General features: G+C 44.7%; 15 protein-coding genes. 7 read left to right on the top strand and 8 right to left on the bottom strand.

Annotation, left to right across the window (positions count from 1 at the left end):
* Window positions 1-61: 61 nt before the first annotated feature.
* The 6 genes from AB4407_RS07205 to pspA all read right to left on the bottom strand — a co-directional run bounded on the left by AB4407_RS07205 (window position 62) and on the right by pspA (window position 6743).
* On the bottom strand, window positions 62-3172 hold the full coding sequence (locus tag AB4407_RS07205; protein WP_372119902.1) for an efflux RND transporter permease subunit: 3111 nt from the start codon (window positions 3170-3172) through the stop codon (window positions 62-64).
* Entirely contained in the window at window positions 3165-4250 is a 1086-nt protein-coding gene (locus AB4407_RS07200) for an efflux RND transporter periplasmic adaptor subunit (RefSeq protein WP_372119900.1), read from the bottom strand. The genes AB4407_RS07205 and AB4407_RS07200 overlap by 8 nt, the downstream gene beginning before the upstream one ends.
* Window position 4251: 1 nt before the next feature.
* Entirely contained in the window at window positions 4252-5286 is a 1035-nt protein-coding gene (locus tag AB4407_RS07195; protein WP_372119898.1) for an efflux RND transporter periplasmic adaptor subunit, read from the bottom strand.
* A 158-nt stretch (window positions 5287-5444) separates the two neighbouring features.
* Window positions 5445-5831, bottom strand: coding sequence for an envelope stress response membrane protein PspC (gene pspC, locus AB4407_RS07190; RefSeq protein ID WP_026084203.1), 387 nt, complete (start codon window positions 5829-5831; stop codon window positions 5445-5447).
* On the bottom strand, window positions 5824-6057 hold the full coding sequence (gene pspB, locus AB4407_RS07185) for an envelope stress response membrane protein PspB (RefSeq protein ID WP_004734605.1): 234 nt from the start codon (window positions 6055-6057) through the stop codon (window positions 5824-5826). The genes pspC and pspB overlap by 8 nt, the downstream gene beginning before the upstream one ends.
* Window positions 6058-6071: 14 nt before the next feature.
* Window positions 6072-6743 (bottom strand): phage shock protein PspA, encoded by a 672-nt coding sequence (pspA, locus tag AB4407_RS07180; protein ID WP_372119896.1) that lies wholly within the window; start codon window positions 6741-6743, stop codon window positions 6072-6074.
* A 316-nt stretch (window positions 6744-7059) separates the two neighbouring features.
* Here pspA and pspF point away from each other — a divergent pair, with 316 nt between their 5' ends.
* The 7 genes from pspF (at window position 7060) to AB4407_RS07145 (ending at window position 14239) form a co-directional block, all read left to right on the top strand.
* Window positions 7060-8082, top strand: a complete 1023-nt coding sequence (gene pspF / locus AB4407_RS07175) for a phage shock protein operon transcriptional activator (protein ID WP_304564505.1) — start codon at window positions 7060-7062, stop codon at window positions 8080-8082.
* 102 nt (window positions 8083-8184) lie between these two features.
* Window positions 8185-9807 carry an ABC transporter substrate-binding protein SapA gene (sapA, locus tag AB4407_RS07170; RefSeq protein WP_102582961.1) on the top strand — a complete coding sequence of 541 codons (1623 nt, stop codon included), beginning with the start codon at window positions 8185-8187 and terminating at the stop codon, window positions 9805-9807.
* Entirely contained in the window at window positions 9807-10769 is a 963-nt protein-coding gene (locus tag AB4407_RS07165) for an ABC transporter permease subunit (protein ID WP_009848779.1), read from the top strand. The genes sapA and AB4407_RS07165 overlap by 1 nt, the downstream gene beginning before the upstream one ends.
* On the top strand, window positions 10756-11643 hold the full coding sequence (gene sapC / locus AB4407_RS07160) for a putrescine export ABC transporter permease SapC (RefSeq protein ID WP_372119893.1): 888 nt from the start codon (window positions 10756-10758) through the stop codon (window positions 11641-11643). Before AB4407_RS07165 ends, sapC begins: the two co-directional genes overlap by 14 nt.
* Window positions 11643-12644: an oligopeptide/dipeptide ABC transporter ATP-binding protein gene (locus AB4407_RS07155; protein WP_372119891.1), complete on the top strand. Its 1002-nt coding sequence runs from the start codon at window positions 11643-11645 to the stop codon at window positions 12642-12644. The genes sapC and AB4407_RS07155 overlap by 1 nt, the downstream gene beginning before the upstream one ends.
* Complete coding sequence (locus tag AB4407_RS07150; RefSeq protein WP_372119889.1) at window positions 12641-13423, top strand: ATP-binding cassette domain-containing protein; 783 nt, start codon at window positions 12641-12643, stop codon at window positions 13421-13423. Before AB4407_RS07155 ends, AB4407_RS07150 begins: the two co-directional genes overlap by 4 nt.
* Before the next feature lie 36 nt (window positions 13424-13459).
* Window positions 13460-14239 carry a DUF2927 domain-containing protein gene (locus AB4407_RS07145; RefSeq protein ID WP_372119887.1) on the top strand — a complete coding sequence of 260 codons (780 nt, stop codon included), beginning with the start codon at window positions 13460-13462 and terminating at the stop codon, window positions 14237-14239.
* Between the two features lie 100 nt (window positions 14240-14339).
* Here the strand turns inward: AB4407_RS07145 and AB4407_RS07140 are convergent, their stop codons facing one another.
* Both AB4407_RS07140 and AB4407_RS07135 read right to left on the bottom strand, forming a co-directional pair.
* The gene (locus AB4407_RS07140) at window positions 14340-14729 is read right to left on the bottom strand and encodes a DUF2750 domain-containing protein (protein WP_004734596.1); all 390 of its coding nucleotides are present in this window, start codon (window positions 14727-14729) and stop codon (window positions 14340-14342) included.
* A 149-nt stretch (window positions 14730-14878) separates the two neighbouring features.
* Window positions 14879-15784, bottom strand: a complete 906-nt coding sequence (locus AB4407_RS07135) for a manganese-dependent inorganic pyrophosphatase (RefSeq protein WP_009848785.1) — start codon at window positions 15782-15784, stop codon at window positions 14879-14881.
* Window positions 15785-15789 lie beyond the last annotated feature (5 nt).

Below are 15789 nucleotides of genomic sequence, written 5' to 3'. Positions count from 1 at the left end.
TAGTAATCGTACATAAAAATAATGCCCCAATTAGGGGCATAATTTCAAAGGTCAGTTGACGTTAAGCCACTTCAATTTTATGGAACAGACGATACAACACAGGTACTACGATTAGCGTGAGTACAGTCGCAAAGCCTAAACCAAACATGATGGTTACTGCCATTGGTTTGAAGAAGATATCCGGTAGTAGAGGGATCATACCTAGAATGGTGGTAATCGCCGCCATACATACCGGGCGAACACGACTCAGAGCCGCATCAACAACCGCTACATACGGATCTTTACCAGATTTCATCTCAATCTCAATTTGATCAAGTAGTACGATACCGTTCTTCAGAAGCATTCCAGATAGACTCAAGAAGCCCAACAGCGCCATAAAGCCGAATGGTGTATTCAAGGCTAGCAAGCCTGTCGTCACCCCTATCAACGCCAATGGAACCGTTAACCAAACGATCAGAGGCTCTTTCACCGAGTTAAACAAGAACACAGTGATTAAGAACATGAACAAGTAACCCAGAGGCATAGTTGTGAACAGTGACGCCTGCGCATCTGCCGACGACTCGTATTCACCACCCCACTCCAATGAATAACCCGGAGGCATCTCAATCGCTTCAATCTGTGGTTGTAAGCGTTTCTGTAGAGTTGAGGCCGTCTCTTCACCCAATAGATCAGGATCCGCCATTACCGTTAGCATACGCTTACGGTTCTTACGGATGATCAGTGGATCTTCCCATTCTAGCTCGTAACCTAACGTTACTTGTTGAAGTGGGATGTACTCACTTAATGCCGGACTCCAGATCTTCATGCCTTCGATGTTACGAATATCGACACGCTCATCTTCAGGCAAACGAGCCACAATCGGCATCAACGTTGTACCATCACGATACACACCAATCGACTTACCAGAGAAAGACATTGCTAGGAAATCATCAACGTCAGATTTGGTAATACCATAACGACGCGCTTGGCTTTCATTGAACTGAGGCTCTAATACTTTAGTTCTTTCACGCCAATCGTGACGAACGTTAAATGCGCCTTCATCAGCACGCATGATATCCATCACTTGGGCAGCGATTGAACGTAAAACCGTTGGGTCTGAACCCACAATTCGCGCTTCAATTTTCGCACCGCCACCAGGGCCTAATTCGATCTGCTTAAGTTTGTAATTAATTTCAGGGAACTGGCCGTTTACATGCTCACGAAAGCGCAACATCAAACCTTCAAGTACTTCATAACTCTTCACACGAACCGTTATCTCACCATATGCGCTATAACTTTTCTCAGGCGCATAAGTCAGCATGAAACGTTGCAGACCTTTACCCGCCGTTGTCGTGATATGTTCAACTTCGTCCTGCTCTGCTAACCAACTTTCCAGTACTTTCAGCTTGGTGTTGGTCGCTCGAATATCCGTACCTTCCGGCATCCAGACATCGACTTGGAACATCGGTGTGGTTGACGATGGGAAAAAGGCTTGTTTTACGAAGCCAAAACCATAAACGCTCGCGCCTAAACCAATGACCAACACAAACATGGTTAACCACGCACGCTTCATACAAAACTCAAGGAAGTTTTTATAGATAACGAAAACCATCCCGTTGTATGGGTCTTTACCTTCACTATCTGGATCGACTTTCTGGCCTTTGAAGAATATATCGGCAAAGAACGGCGTGAGTGAGATGGCCGTAAACCAACTCAGCATCAAAGAAATAAGTAAAACTGTAAACAAGGTGCCACAGTATTCGCCCGTCGAGTCTTCAGATAAACCAATAGGCGCAAACGCAGTCACCGCAATAACGGTTGCACCCAACAGCGGCCATTTGGTTTGGGTTACGATATCGGTGGCGGCCTGCATCCGGGTTCGCCCCTTCTGCGTGCCGATCAATATCCCTTCCACCACCACAATGGCATTATCCACCAGCATCCCCAGCGCGATAACCAAAGCGCCCAATGAAATACGTTGAAGGTCGATTTTGAAGTACTGCATGAAAATGAAGGTACCGAAAACAGTCAACAGCAATATCAAGCCAATCAACAGACCCGATCGTAGTCCCATGAAGAACAGTAACACCACGATTACGATAGCAACCGCTTGTCCTAAACTCACTACAAACCCACTAACCGACTTATCTACCTCTTTGGGTTGGTTATAAACCTCAGATATATCTATACCAACGGGTTGCTGATATTTCAGCTCGGCGAGTCTTCGGTCAAAGGCTTCACCCACTGCGACCACGTTCACGCCTTGCGCAAAAGAGACACCGAGGTTGAGTGCGAGCTTGCCGTTATAGCCAATGATGTTACTTGGTACTTCAACATAACCACGAGTTACATTCGCCACATCTTTTAAGTAGATAAGCCCTTGAGCGCCACCTTCTGTAAGAATCAAATCGCCGAGCTGTTCAACATTCTGGAACTCGCCCGTTGGATGGATCCGAATATATTCGTCACCTATCCTTACCGCACCCGCACTGGATACAATATTTTGAGTCGATAAAAGGTTAAATACCGTGCTTGGAGACAAACCTAAGGAGCTTATCCGCTTCATCGATATCTCAATGAATACTTGCTCTTGTTGTTGACCAGAAACAGAGACCTTACTGACCCCATCAACCAACTCCAGCTCTCGCCTTAGATAATCAATGTAATCTAGAAGCTCTTTGTAACTGTAACCATCACCCGTTACCGCGAGCAAAATACCGTAAACGTCACCGAAGTCATCGATAACTTGAGGGTCATTCACGCCCGGAGGGAGCTCGACTTTCAAATCATTCACTTTTCGACGAAGTTCATCCCATATTTGCGGAAGATCATCTGGGCCGTAATTATTCTTCATCGTTACCGTTACCTGAGACAGACCACGGCTTGAGATAGAGTTCACTTCATCCACATAAGTAAGTTGTTGAATCGCTTTCTCTAGCGGATAGGTCACTTCCTCTTCCACTTGCTGAGGGGTCGCCCCAGGGTAAGAAGTCACGACCATTGCATCTTTGATGGTGAAGGCAGGATCTTCTAGACGACCCAAACCAAAGAATGCAGAAACACCACCAATAAGGAAGATCAGAGATAGCATCCAGCTAATGACTTTGTTTCGTATAAAGTAAGAAGCAACACCTGTGATCTGATCATCACCCTGTTGATCGTCATTTTGAGGCTTGTTATTTACTTCACTCATTGTTCGTCTCCTGAGACAATACTTCCACTGTCATCCCATCTCGCAATCGCGATACGCCTGCAACAACGACATGCTGCCCCATTTCTAATCCTTTCATTATCTGCAATGTTTTCTGGTTTGCTTTTCCTAACACGACTTGTTGTTTCGAGACTGTCTTGTCGTCGTTAACAACCCACACATAAGAATTTTGACGATCCAGTTCATCACCGTCTGCATTGAATACCGCTTCGATTGGGATCAGAACACCGGCTTTTAGATTCAAACCGATATCTCGTCCGTTTGAAGTCACATCAACGGCCATACCATCAAGAATCAAATCATCTTCCGGCATCGGCAAAGCTAGTGTCACCGTGAACGTACCCGTACTCGGGTCGGGTTCAGTGGTAAACTCTTTAATACCTGCGGTGTATTCTTTGCCGCTTGGTACTCTCACTACGGCTTCAACATTCGACAGCAGCGTTTCATTAGGTTGATTAACATAGATTTGATCGGGCAGCTGGATCACCACCTCGACATCTTCAACGCTGTGAATATTTACGATTTGTTGACCAACCTGAATGTTTTCATATTGATCGACACTCACACGAGAGATAATTCCATCAACTGGGGCGCGAAGCTTAGTGAAAGACAAACGCAGTTTTGCTAATTCAAGTTCGGCGTAAGCAATTTGGCGTTGAGCGGCAATTTCATCAAACTGAGACTTAGCCAATAGGCCTTTTTTAACAAGTGGACTTGAACGTCGGTACTGGCTATTGATTACCGTGTAACGCGCCTGAGCATTGTCCACATCCAATTGATAATCGGTCGGGTCAAGCTCTGCAATGATGTCACCAGCAGAAACACGTTCGCCTTCTTTAACATCAAGCTTATAAATTTCACCCGCGACTCGGAAACTAAGATGAGCTTTCTCAGCCGCATTTGCGACCGCTGGGAAATAGAGCTTGTCGCTAAAGTCGATGACTGAAATCTCGACGGCTTTAACTAAGGGCGTGTTGTCCACTTCTACCACTTGTTTATCTTCACAAGCTGTCAGTAAGGCTAAACACGACAGCCCTGCGGCCACTTTAAGTGTTTTCATGTTATAGCCCCCTTTCCTTGATCCACTCTCGGACTTTCACGCCCGGCTCAAGACCATTAACGCCAGAAGTGACAATGCGATCTCCATCATTCAGTCCAGAGACAATATGGCGTTTTTCATCAATAACGATTGCCACGTTCTCGACAATTCCGTCGTTGTTTACACGCCATACCGACACATCATCGCCATCAGTTATCATGGCTGACGTAGGGATTTTGGTCGCAGCAGCTTGCGCAGAAACAAGCCTTATCGTGCCAGACATTCCCGGTAAAATACCGATATCGGTTGGTCTTTCCATTACCATGGTTACCTTGTATGAGCCCGTTTTTGGATCCGCTTCGGTATCAACTTCTTGGAAAGTCAAAACGTAAGAGTTTTCAGGGAACGCATCAAATACCATGGTTGCATCGGTTTCAAACCCTGAAGAAAAGCGCGTGATAAGTTGGTCGGGTAGTAGGAAAACGACTTTAAGAATCTGATTGGTTTGAATATTCATCACACCTTGTTTTGCCGCGATGTATTCATGGTTTTCAGCAGGAATGATGGAAATCGTTCCATCGTAAGGCGCAACCAGAGTGGTGTAACGCAGATTTGCCTTAGCTTGGTTAAGGACCGCTTTAGCCGAATTGTGGTTGGCTTTCGCTTGGTCGAAGTCTTGCTCAGATACGACGCGATCTTTGCGTAACTTAATTGAGCGTTGGTATTGAACATCGGCTAGCTTAAAGTTGGCTCTCGCTTGCTTCTCGAGCAACTGATATTCATCAGGGTTGAGCGTTGCAAGCCCATCACCTTTGGTAACCTGTTGGCCAGATGTGACATCGATAGTCTGAAGTAGCCCAGGGACACGAAATGCAAGTACCGCTTTGTCACCGGCTTCAGTGGTGGCAGGAAAGCTACGCTCAAAGGCATTATTGCCAACGGAGACAGTGAAGAGTTTGGCGGGTCTAGATTCAGGCTCAGGTACGGGAGGAAGCTCCTTACCACACCCAGACAACCCAGCTATGGCTGTCAATAGGACAAGGGAGGCTCTATACATTGGTGATCATCCATATCTATAAATATTTTTATAACATAGATTAATCGCATGTAACTTACCAGTCAGCGTAAAATTTATTTAGAGAAAATTATTAAAAAAAATAACGGCTTGGAATAAATTTTCCTAAACCGTTATCTAATCCTTTTTAGGTTTTAGCGCTACATGTTCTTAAATTCACGATTAACTTTAAACGTGTCTGAGGTGACATAAGCTTCCATGTTGCGGACACTGGTCTCTAACTTCTGGAAATCACCCTCTAAAGTGCCCAGTAAAGACTCCGCAGTTTGCCCCTTTTCCCAAGGCTTCTGCTTCAGCGTATGCTCTTGTTTGGCTTTCATCTCATCAACATACTGAGGTGGTTGTTTTTCAAGCATAAATGTCAAAGCTAAATACGCTAACAAAACCAGAAAACTACCACCGAGCAGTGCTGCAGAGATAACTAAGATCCGAACCAGCCAAACTTCAAGTCCAAAGTAGTTCGCTAAGCCCGCACACACTCCGGACAATTTTCCGTTGATAGGGTCGCGATACAGTTCTCTACTCATAGTTTCGTCTCCAATTAGGCGACTCCGCATCCAGTATTTTTTCTAGTGTTTTCACACGATCTTGCATCGATTCCGCTTGCGCTGAAAGCTTGTGCAGGCGCTGAAGATCCGTTTCTGAAAGACCGTTACTGGATTTCTTCTTGCTGCGGTAATGTAAGAATAACCATAGCGGTGCCACGAAGATCAAGAAGACAATCAGTGGACCTGCAATTAGAAATGTTGACATAGAAAACTCCTAAATTATTTATTGCGGTTTTCAACTTGTTGCTTCAGTTTCGCTAGCTCCTTTTCAATTTCGTCTTGAGCTTGTAGCTCGGCAAACTCTTGGTCTAAAGATTTTGCGTTGCCTGTTTTTGCGTAAACGTCAGCTTCAGCTTCTAATTCATCCACTTTACGCGAGAATTGCTCAAACTTCGCCATTGCTTCGTTGGTTTTGCTTGAATGCAGATGTTTTTGAACATCACGACGATTATTCGCAGCATTATTACGAATCATCAATGCTTGCTGCTTTGCACGAGTTTCTGCAATTTTAGTTTCTAGCTTACCGATCTCACTGGTTAGCTTCTCGATGGTTTCATGAACCAAAGTTTGCTCTGTGTGCAGGCTCTTGATGATGTCTTCAAGTTTTTGCTTTTCGATGAGTGCCGCTCTAGCCAGATCTTCACGTTGTTTAGTCAGGGCTAGTGTCGCTTTATTTTGCCAATCTAGAATCTGAGTTTCGATAGCTTCAACTTTACGCGCTAGCTCTTTCTTGTCTGCAATGGCTTTTGCTGAGTTAGTACGAACCTCAACTAGCGTATCTTCCATTTCTTGAATAATGAGGCGAATCATCTTTTCAGGATCTTCAGCCTTATCTAATAGTGCACTGATATTTGAATTTACAATGTCTGCAAAGCGAGAAAAAATACCCATAAGAAACTCCTTAATTGCAATAATGGCAAATAGGCTTTAAATCGTTTTTCGATTTCTCAATCCACTTGCTCAAAAATCTACGTTTGTTGTTAAACCTACCATAAGTAATCCAAGTAGCGTGCCAACTTTTAAGCCATTGTTTATCAGGCACTTACAATAAAATGGTGATTGGCCCGAACCATGCTATGATGAATTTAGCCAAGTATTGGTATTTTTCACCACTACAGCTTTGTGATTAATGCTATTTACATCAAGTGATGTAAATAAAGCTCTCTATATCTTGCCCATTGGAAATCAGATCATACAAGGACCCGTTATGCAGCAGAACCTCATTGGTGAATCCCCTAGCTTTCTCTCTGTTTTGGATAAGGTGTCTCAACTCGCGCCAATCGAAAGACCGATTCTGATCATTGGTGAACGTGGTACAGGTAAAGAATTGATTGCTCAAAGGCTCCATTACCTTTCAAGACGCTGGGACCAGCCATTGATCTCACTTAACTGCTCAACCCTTAGCGAAGGGTTGATTGATTCAGAGTTATTTGGTCATGAATCAGGTTCTTTTACCGGTTCAAAAGGTCGTCATCAAGGTCGTTTTGAAAGGGCTGAAGGTGGAACTCTGTTCTTAGATGAACTAGCAACCACCCCCCTTGCCGTTCAAGAGAAGCTATTGCGTGTTATTGAATATGGGCAATATGAGCGTGTCGGCGGACAAAAGGCGCTAAGTGCCAATGTAAGACTGGTGTGTGCGACCAATGCTGACCTACCAGACATGGCGTTAAAAGGCGAATTCAGGCCCGATTTATTAGATAGACTGGCGTTTGATGTCATTACTATCCCACCTCTTCGCGAACGAAAAGAAGACATCACGCTATTAGCAGAATACTACGCCATTAAGATGTGTCGAGAACTAGAATTGGAGCTGTTTGTCGGTTTTGCGCCATCTGCTGTTGAGGCACTATTGGATTATTCTTGGCCGGGAAATGTGAGAGAACTCAAAAACGTCGTTGAACGAGCTATCTACCAGCACGGTAAAGATCCATATCCTATTGAATCTTTGGTGTTTAACCCCTTCAAACCAACATGGAAAATAGATCAAGATTCCACGCACGAAACTGGCAATGATCTGTCCAACAGCCATACTCCATTAGAGCACTCATTTTCTTTGCCGCTTGATTACAAAGCATGGCAAGAACAGCAAGACATTAAATTACTCAATCAAGCTCTAAAACAGAGCAAGTATAACCAGAAACAAGCAGCAGAATTACTTGGGTTAACCTACAACCAATTACGTGGAATGGTGAGGAAGTACGCGATTGTAGGACAAGCTAACGATAAATAGCTGTCCACACTTGATTATTATTTGGAGCCGAATAAATAAAATGTTAAATTATCGGGATCTTGAGGCTCCTCTAACGCCTCGTTTCGAAAAGTATTTCTTTTTATGAAAGCACTAATAAGACTATCACTTAGCATCTGCACGCTTGGCTTTTTAGCTGGATGTGGTGAAAGTGTCACTCACGAGCAAATCCGTGAAAAAGGCTTCATTTATTGCGGCCAAGGTAATCCTAGTACCTTCAATCCACAATTGGTTGATAGTGGCATTACCTCAGAATCACTGAGCCCTCAAATTTTCGATACCCTGCTCACTCTTGATCCTATGACTTACCGACCAAAACAGAACTTGGCAACAAGCTGGTCTGTCGATAAATCAGGTACAGAGTACACTTTCAAACTGCGCCCAAATGTTGCGTTTCAAACCACAGATTGGTTTACCCCCACCCGCAGCATGAATGCACAGGATGTGGTCTTTAGTTTTGAACGAATTATTGATAGTTCAAACCCATTCCATTATGTGGGTGGCGGTTTATATCCATGGTTCGCTGGCATCGACTTTCAAAACCTGATTGTTGAAATCACGGCGGTGGATGACCTAACGGTGAAGTTCCAGTTAAGTCGCCCAGATAATTCATTTCTTAACAATATCGCCACCAGTTATGCGGTTATCCACTCCAAAGAGTATGCCAACAAGCTGATTACCACAGATGAAAAAAATGAAATAGACTCCAAGCCCGTAGGCACAGGCCCTTTCTACTTGGATGAATATCAAATTAATGATCTTGTACGCTTGAAAAAGAACAAGCATTACTGGAAGGGTGAAGTACAAATGGACCAAGTCGTATTTGATACTTCACAACGCGGTACAGGCACACTTGCCAAGCTTCTCCGCAGTGAGTGTGACGTGTTGAACTCACCAATTTCTAGCCAGATCCCTATTATTCAAGCTCATGAAGAATTGAAGATTTCTGCCACACCTGCAGTAAATGTCTCTTTCATCGCGCTAAACACAGAACACCCTGCATTGCGTGACGCACGAGTACGTAAAGCATTGAACTTGGCTATTAACCGTCAGAACATTCTTGATTCTGTGTACTACGGTACAGGTACAAAAGCCTACACGTTACTTCCCCCTACTTCTTGGGCTTATCAAAAAGACAGCGTTCAAGTTCGTTATGACCGCAACTATGCACTCGCACTTCTTAGAGAGGCCGGTGTAGAACCAGGGTTAGAGCTTTCAATGTGGGTGCCACTAGAGCCACGCGCATACAATCCAAGTCCAAGAAAAACGGCAGAACTGATCCAAGCAAACTTGGCTGATATTGGTATTGAACTCAAACTCTATACCGACGACCGATTTGACCGAACACAGCTGTCTTCAATTTCCTCAACAGATTTGTTGCTCACAGGTTGGATTGGCAGTACGGGCGACCCAGATAACTTCTTGCGTCCACTTCTATCATGCAGTTCGGAACGCGCGGGATTAAACGTCTCTATGTGGTGCAACTCAGACTTTGATTTCCTTCTCGACTTGGCATTAGAGATTAATCAACAAAGGCATCGCGTGAACTTGTATCGACAAGCCCAAAACATTCTTAATGAAGAAGTTCCTGTGATACCTCTCGCTCATGGCGTGCAATTCCGTGTGCACGATCGTTCGCTAACAGGTTTTAAACGTAGTCCTTTTAATGCTCAACCTTTTGATCAAGTCAGAAGGGAGGTGAACTGATGTTTTGGTATACATTAAGACGTGTAAACTTATTCATTATTACACTTGGAATTCTGACTTTAGTGGGCTTTGCGCTACTTCGATTAGACCAAACCTCACCTTGGGCAATTCAAGATTTTTGGCCCGGCTGGCTTAGCTACGTCACCGAATTATCGACGCTGAATTTCGGCCTAAGCAAACACGGTGTTCCTATCATCGAAGAGCTTGTCGTGGTATTTCCTGCGACGTTAGAATTGTGCTTCTTTGCTTTTCTACTCGCACTGTTTATCGGCATCCCTTTCGGCACAATTGCTGGTATGAGACAAGGCAAGTTTGTTGATACCACCATATCGTTTACTTCAATGGCCGGTTACTCTGCACCTATATTTTGGGTGGCATTGCTAATGATCATGGTGTTTTCATTGCACTTTGAGATGTTCCCTGTTGGGGGGCGATACGATCTACTTTACGAAATTGAACACGTCACTGGCTTTGCAATGATTGATGCCTTCTTTGCCGAAGGTAACTATCGAGCGCACGCCCTACAGAGCGTAATAGACCATATGGCGTTACCTTGTCTTGTTTTGGCGCTCGCTCCAACGACCCAGGTTATCCGACTAATGAGAGCGTCAGTGGCTGAAGTGATGGCTCAAAACTACATCCGTGCCGCACGAATCAAAGGTCTTTCAACAAGAGAGATCGTCACTCAACACGTATTAAGAAATGCAATACCACCGATTATTCCTAAGGTCGGCGTTCAACTCTCTAGTATGTTAACACTCGCTATCATCACCGAGTCTATCTTTAACTGGCCGGGAATTGGCCGCTGGTTACTGGATGCATTATCCAATCAAGATTACGTTTCAATTCAAGCTGGTGTAATTGTGGTAGCAACCTTGGTTTTGACCGCGAATATACTGTCCGATCTACTGGGCGCGATGGTCAATCCTCTGGTAAGGAAGGAATGGTATGCTAACAAATAACGTCTACCAAGAAGAACAGATTCCAACCCAATTCGAGCGTTTCTGGCGCAGCTTCCGTGGCAATAATCTCGCAATGTTTGGACTATGGTGTTTGGTCTTGATCATTCTGATCACCATCACTTCACCATGGCTAGCACCGCATGATGCTCAAAAGCAGACGGGGCACCTACTAACCCCTCCTTCTTGGGATCCTGCTGGAACAGTTGAGTATTTTCTAGGCACTGATGATTTAGGGCGAGATATTCTATCCCGTTTGATTATTGGCTCTCAGCTGACATTTGGTGCCGCAGTAGTTATTACCTTTATCGCAGCAGTCATCGGTTGTCTGATTGGCGTACTTGCAGGCATGACGCGTGGGTTGCTATCAAGCACGCTAAACCACTTGCTTGACACGGTAATGTCTATTCCGTCGTTGCTACTCGCGATTATCTTCGTGGCATTTCTTGGCTTTGGCGAGTTTAATATCTTGCTAGCCTTATGTTTGGCATTGATTCCGCGCTTTATTCGTTCGGTATACATTGCCGTGCATGCAGAAGTAGAAAAAGACTATATTTTGGCTTCTCGCCTTGATGGTGCGAATGATTTCTACCTGTTATGGAATTCAATCCTTCCTAATATTCTTACTGTAGTGGCACTTGAAATTACACTGGCATTGTCAGTCGCCATTCTTGATATCACGGCCTTGGGTTTCTTAGGGCTTGGCGCTCAAGCACCCAGTACCGAATGGGGCTCAATTTTGGGTGATTCTGTAGAGCTGATTTACCTTGCGCCATGGACAGTAACTCTACCCGGCTTAGCCATTATGTTTACAGTGATCGTGATTAACCTTGTCGGTGAAGGTGTTCGCCAAGCGCTAAATGCAGGAATCGAATAATGCCGTTACTTGATATTCGACATCTAACCATCGAGATTGAGACCCCTCAAGGGATGGTTAAAGCAGTAGATCGAATGAGTATTACCCTCAATGAGGGAGAAATTCGTGGCTTAGTAGGTGAATCAGGTTCAGGTAAGAGCTTGGTTGCAAAAGCGATCGTTGGCGTTTGTAAAGAGAACTGGAAAGTGTCTGCCGACCGAATGCGCCTTGGCAATATCGACCTGCTACAGCTGACGCCCAAAGAACGACGCCGTGTGATCGCTCGCGATATCGCGATGATCTTCCAAGAACCATCGACGTGTCTTGACCCTTCCGAAAAAGTGGGACGCCAGCTGATAGAGGCGATTCCTTCGCGTTCATTTGAAGGTCGATGGTGGCAACGGTTTAAGTGGCGAAAAAAGCAAGCAATAGCATTACTGCATAAAGTGGGTATCAAAAATCACTCTCACCTAATGGATAGTTACTCTTATGAGCTGACGGATGGTGAGTGTCAAAAAGTCATGATCGCCATGGCGATTGCTGCCAAGCCAAAAGTACTAATAGCCGATGAGCCAACCAACGATTTAGACCCGATCACCCAATCTCAAATATTGCGCTTATTGAGCCGAATGAATCAACTACATAACACGACGATTCTTCTCATCGGGCACGATTTAACGACCATAACTCAATGGGCAACACGAATCACGGTGATGTACTGCGGTCAGTCGGTCGAGTCAGCAGATACGGCAAAACTATTGGATGTACCAAAGCACCCTTACACTGTCGCACTGTTAAAAGCGATGCCCGACTTTAACGACTGGATTCCCCATAAAGAAAAATTGCAATCTTTACCAGGATCAATTCCGCCGCTGCAACACCTTCCGATTGGTTGTCGACTTGGACCACGTTGTCCATACGCGCAAAGACAGTGTGTCGAAATTCCGTATACCAAACGCATAAAGACCCACAAATTTAACTGCCATTTCCCGCTGAATATGAAGAAGAAAAAGAAATCATGAGTGCATTATTAGAGGTCAGTGATTTATCTAAAGACTTTACGACTCGCTCTGGTCTTTTCCGTAAAAAAATTCATCAGGCAGTGAAGCCTGTCAGTTTCTCCCTTGAAGCGGGGCAGACGATTGGTTTTATTGGTCAGAATGGTTCAGGAAAATCGACATTAGCGAGAATGCTTGCCGGCATGGTTGAACCGACTGCTGGTGAGATTCGAGTGAACGGTGAAAAACTAGAGCACAAAGACTACTCGACTCGCTGTAAACTGATTCGCATGATCTTCCAAGATCCGAACACCTCGCTAAACCCACGCATCCAGATTGGTCGAATCCTTGAAGGACCATTGAAGCGAAACACCAACATGCCACCAGAAGCTCGTATGCGCCGCGTGAAGGACACATTATTACGTGTTGGCCTATTACCAGAACATGCTTACTTTTACCCTCAGATGCTTGCTGCTGGCCAGAAGCAGAGAGTTTGTTTGGCTCGCGCATTGATACTTCAGCCATCGATCATCGTTGCTGATGAAGCGTTGAATGGTTTGGATATGGCGATGCGTTCGCAAATCATCAATCTGTTCTTAGAGCTTCAAGAAGAGATGGGCGTATCGTTTGTTTATGTGTCCCAACACATCGGCATTGTTAAACACATCACTGATAAGATCATCGTCATGCACGAAGGCAATGTAGTTGAAAGTGGCGAAACACACGAAATACTGACTAACCCAACCCACCTAATCACACAAAGGTTAGTTGAGAGTCACTTCTATAAAGCGCCAAGCCATTAAACTGTGATCGCGCTATATTCAGCAAGGGAGAAAGGTATGTTACCAACAGCTTCAATGCTTTCCCTCTTGTTGACGCTGCTGTCATTTAATGCAGCAAGCACACCACTCACATGGCTAGATAGAACCTTCGTCGAAACTGCCTTTTATCACGTCGCACTTCAGCACGAATATTCAAAAGGCAACAAGCCACTCGCTAAATGGAAACAGCCTATTAAGATATGGATCGATCACCGAGTCGGCGACGAAGAGCTTCATCAAGAACTCACCGAATTGCACGTCCAACACCTATCGCAAGTCACCCAACATCCGATTAAAATCGTCACACGAGAATCGGATGCAAATGTTAAATGGATATACACAAAGCAGAGTCAGTGGGTATCTGAGGCGAAATCAATACTCAAACTCAAATCAACTCAGCACTTAAATAACGCTATTTGCACAGCGGGTTATCGAACCAATTCTAAAGGTGAGATCGTTTACGCCGGGGTTATTATTCCAGTAGATCAAGCAAGAGCGCGAGGCAAGCTCGTCGCATGCATCGTAGAAGAGATCACACAGGTCCTAGGCCTGCCGAATGACTCAGATAAAGCCTACCCTTCTATTTTCAACGACCACACGCCAGAAGACTTGTTATCCCCCTTAGATGTGGTGCTACTGCAACTACTGTATGAACCAGAATTGAAAGCTGGAATGACAGAATCGGAAGTAAAACCTATCGTTCGAAAGGTACTGAAGAGATACAGTAAAACAGGTGTGCTTCAACAAGCTTTTAAAGCCGCACAGCAAGCGCCCTTATATCAGTTGATTGGGTATTGAACGAATATACGTTGGAAGCAAGCTTAGGTGGGATAATTGAATGATAGCGCTGCCTGAGAAAGGCAACGCTGACTTACGGTGTTACTGTATAACGAAAGAACTAGCGCTTAGCTGCCTGTTTCTTCAACTCGAAATCGAACTCATCAGGGAACAAGATAACGCCCTCTTCTTGTTCGTTCGGGAACACCACAACAGCAAGCTCGTCGTCTTCTAGACCATTCGTCCAGCGACTATGCCATTTGTTTAGCGAGATAGACTCAGCTTTACACTCAGACCAATCACCCGTTGCCCATGACTCTGCGAACTCTTGGTTTGGCCATACTGGAACACAGTCTTCATCTTCTGTGTTCAGCATTACACAACCGTGTTCATCGGTTAAGATCCATACTTCACGGTTTGCTACGATTTCTTTCACACAGTACTTCAGGCGTTGCTCGCCCGTATACTTGTTGATTTCAGCGATTTTTTTATCGTCTAGCTGTGTAGTCATCTTAATTTCCTACTTTAGTCAGTAACTTTGTTCTTAAAGCTATTCTATGCCGAGTGTTTTTAACTTCAAACATTATCGATGAAGTAGAAAGGCTACTTCAAAGAAAAACGCCTGCTAAATAAGCAGGCGTTTATAATTAAGCGACTTGATTAAACAAGCTCGCCTTGAAGCCAAGGCCAGCCTTGCTTCTTACGGCTCAATGTATTTTCCATCATCAATACACCGTCTTTCTCGAATTTAACCAGCTTATCAGCCCACTCACCTTTGTATAGAAGACGAGTTTGCGCAGTAGTGATGTCTGTTAGCATTACTGCCGCGAACGCTAGACCATCTTTCTCACAACGCGCTTCAAGATCAGCTTCTAGAGCTTCGATCATGCCGTCTACTTGCTCAAGAGTCGCAAGCTCAACTTGACCAACAACAACATCGCGACCGTTGAATGGGTAGCCTTTAAGGTCTTTTTCTACTAGCTGTGCAGCAGATAAGCCTTCGATGTTTGTCTTAGCGATTAGAAGCGCTTTGATGAATGCATCAACGTCAGTCACGCCAGCGATTTCAGCAAGCTCAGCAACCGCGTCTTTGTCTTTTTGAGTACATGTTGGAGATGCGAAACCAACTGTGTCTGAAAGAATTGCAGACATCATTAGCTTAGCGATTTGTTGAGAGATAGCGTGACCTTCAATCTTGAACATGTTGAAAAGTACAGTGTTTGTACAACCAACAGGCCAGATCCAAGCTTCCATTGGGTTTACTGTCATCACGTCGCCTAGACGGTGGTGATCGACAATACCTACGATCTCAGCATCAGCAACATCGTCTGGTGCTTGTGCTAGATCTGAGTAGTCAACTAGCCAGATTTTCTCACCAGCAACAGAAGTACGAAGCTCTGGCTTTTCAGCACCAGCGACTTCTAGAATGTGTTGAGTTTCGCGGTTGATCTCGCCTTGGCGAATTGGTGTCGCTTCCTCGCCACGAGCTTTAAGAAGCTCAGTTGCAACTAACGCACTACAAATACTGTCACTATCAGGGTTTTTGTGACCAACAACTAAAATCATGTTTC

It is taken from the genome of Vibrio sp. 10N.261.46.E11, assembly GCF_041472735.1.
Classification (GTDB): domain Bacteria; phylum Pseudomonadota; class Gammaproteobacteria; order Enterobacterales; family Vibrionaceae; genus Vibrio.
This window is presented reverse-complemented; position numbering and strand designations above follow the sequence as displayed.

Coding starts and splice junctions, on each gene's coding strand:
- AB4407_RS07200 (WP_372119900.1), bottom strand. CDS start 4,250: ATGAAAACACTTAAAGTGGCCGCAGGGCTGTCGTGTTTAGCCTTACTG.
- pspF (WP_304564505.1), top strand. CDS start 7,060: ATGCAGCAGAACCTCATTGGTGAATCCCCTAGCTTTCTCTCTGTTTTG.
- pspC (WP_026084203.1), bottom strand. CDS start 5,831: ATGAGTAGAGAACTGTATCGCGACCCTATCAACGGAAAATTGTCCGGA.
- pspA (WP_372119896.1), bottom strand. CDS start 6,743: ATGGGTATTTTTTCTCGCTTTGCAGACATTGTAAATTCAAATATCAGT.
- AB4407_RS07165 (WP_009848779.1), top strand. CDS start 9,807: ATGTTTTGGTATACATTAAGACGTGTAAACTTATTCATTATTACACTT.
- AB4407_RS07140 (WP_004734596.1), bottom strand. CDS start 14,729: ATGACTACACAGCTAGACGATAAAAAAATCGCTGAAATCAACAAGTAT.
- AB4407_RS07205 (WP_372119902.1), bottom strand. CDS start 3,172: ATGAGTGAAGTAAATAACAAGCCTCAAAATGACGATCAACAGGGTGAT.
- AB4407_RS07195 (WP_372119898.1), bottom strand. CDS start 5,286: ATGTATAGAGCCTCCCTTGTCCTATTGACAGCCATAGCTGGGTTGTCT.
- AB4407_RS07135 (WP_009848785.1), bottom strand. CDS start 15,784: ATGATTTTAGTTGTTGGTCACAAAAACCCTGATAGTGACAGTATTTGT.
- AB4407_RS07150 (WP_372119889.1), top strand. CDS start 12,641: ATGAGTGCATTATTAGAGGTCAGTGATTTATCTAAAGACTTTACGACT.
- pspB (WP_004734605.1), bottom strand. CDS start 6,057: ATGTCAACATTTCTAATTGCAGGTCCACTGATTGTCTTCTTGATCTTC.
- sapC (WP_372119893.1), top strand. CDS start 10,756: ATGCTAACAAATAACGTCTACCAAGAAGAACAGATTCCAACCCAATTC.
- AB4407_RS07145 (WP_372119887.1), top strand. CDS start 13,460: ATGTTACCAACAGCTTCAATGCTTTCCCTCTTGTTGACGCTGCTGTCA.
- AB4407_RS07155 (WP_372119891.1), top strand. CDS start 11,643: ATGCCGTTACTTGATATTCGACATCTAACCATCGAGATTGAGACCCCT.
- sapA (WP_102582961.1), top strand. CDS start 8,185: ATGAAAGCACTAATAAGACTATCACTTAGCATCTGCACGCTTGGCTTT.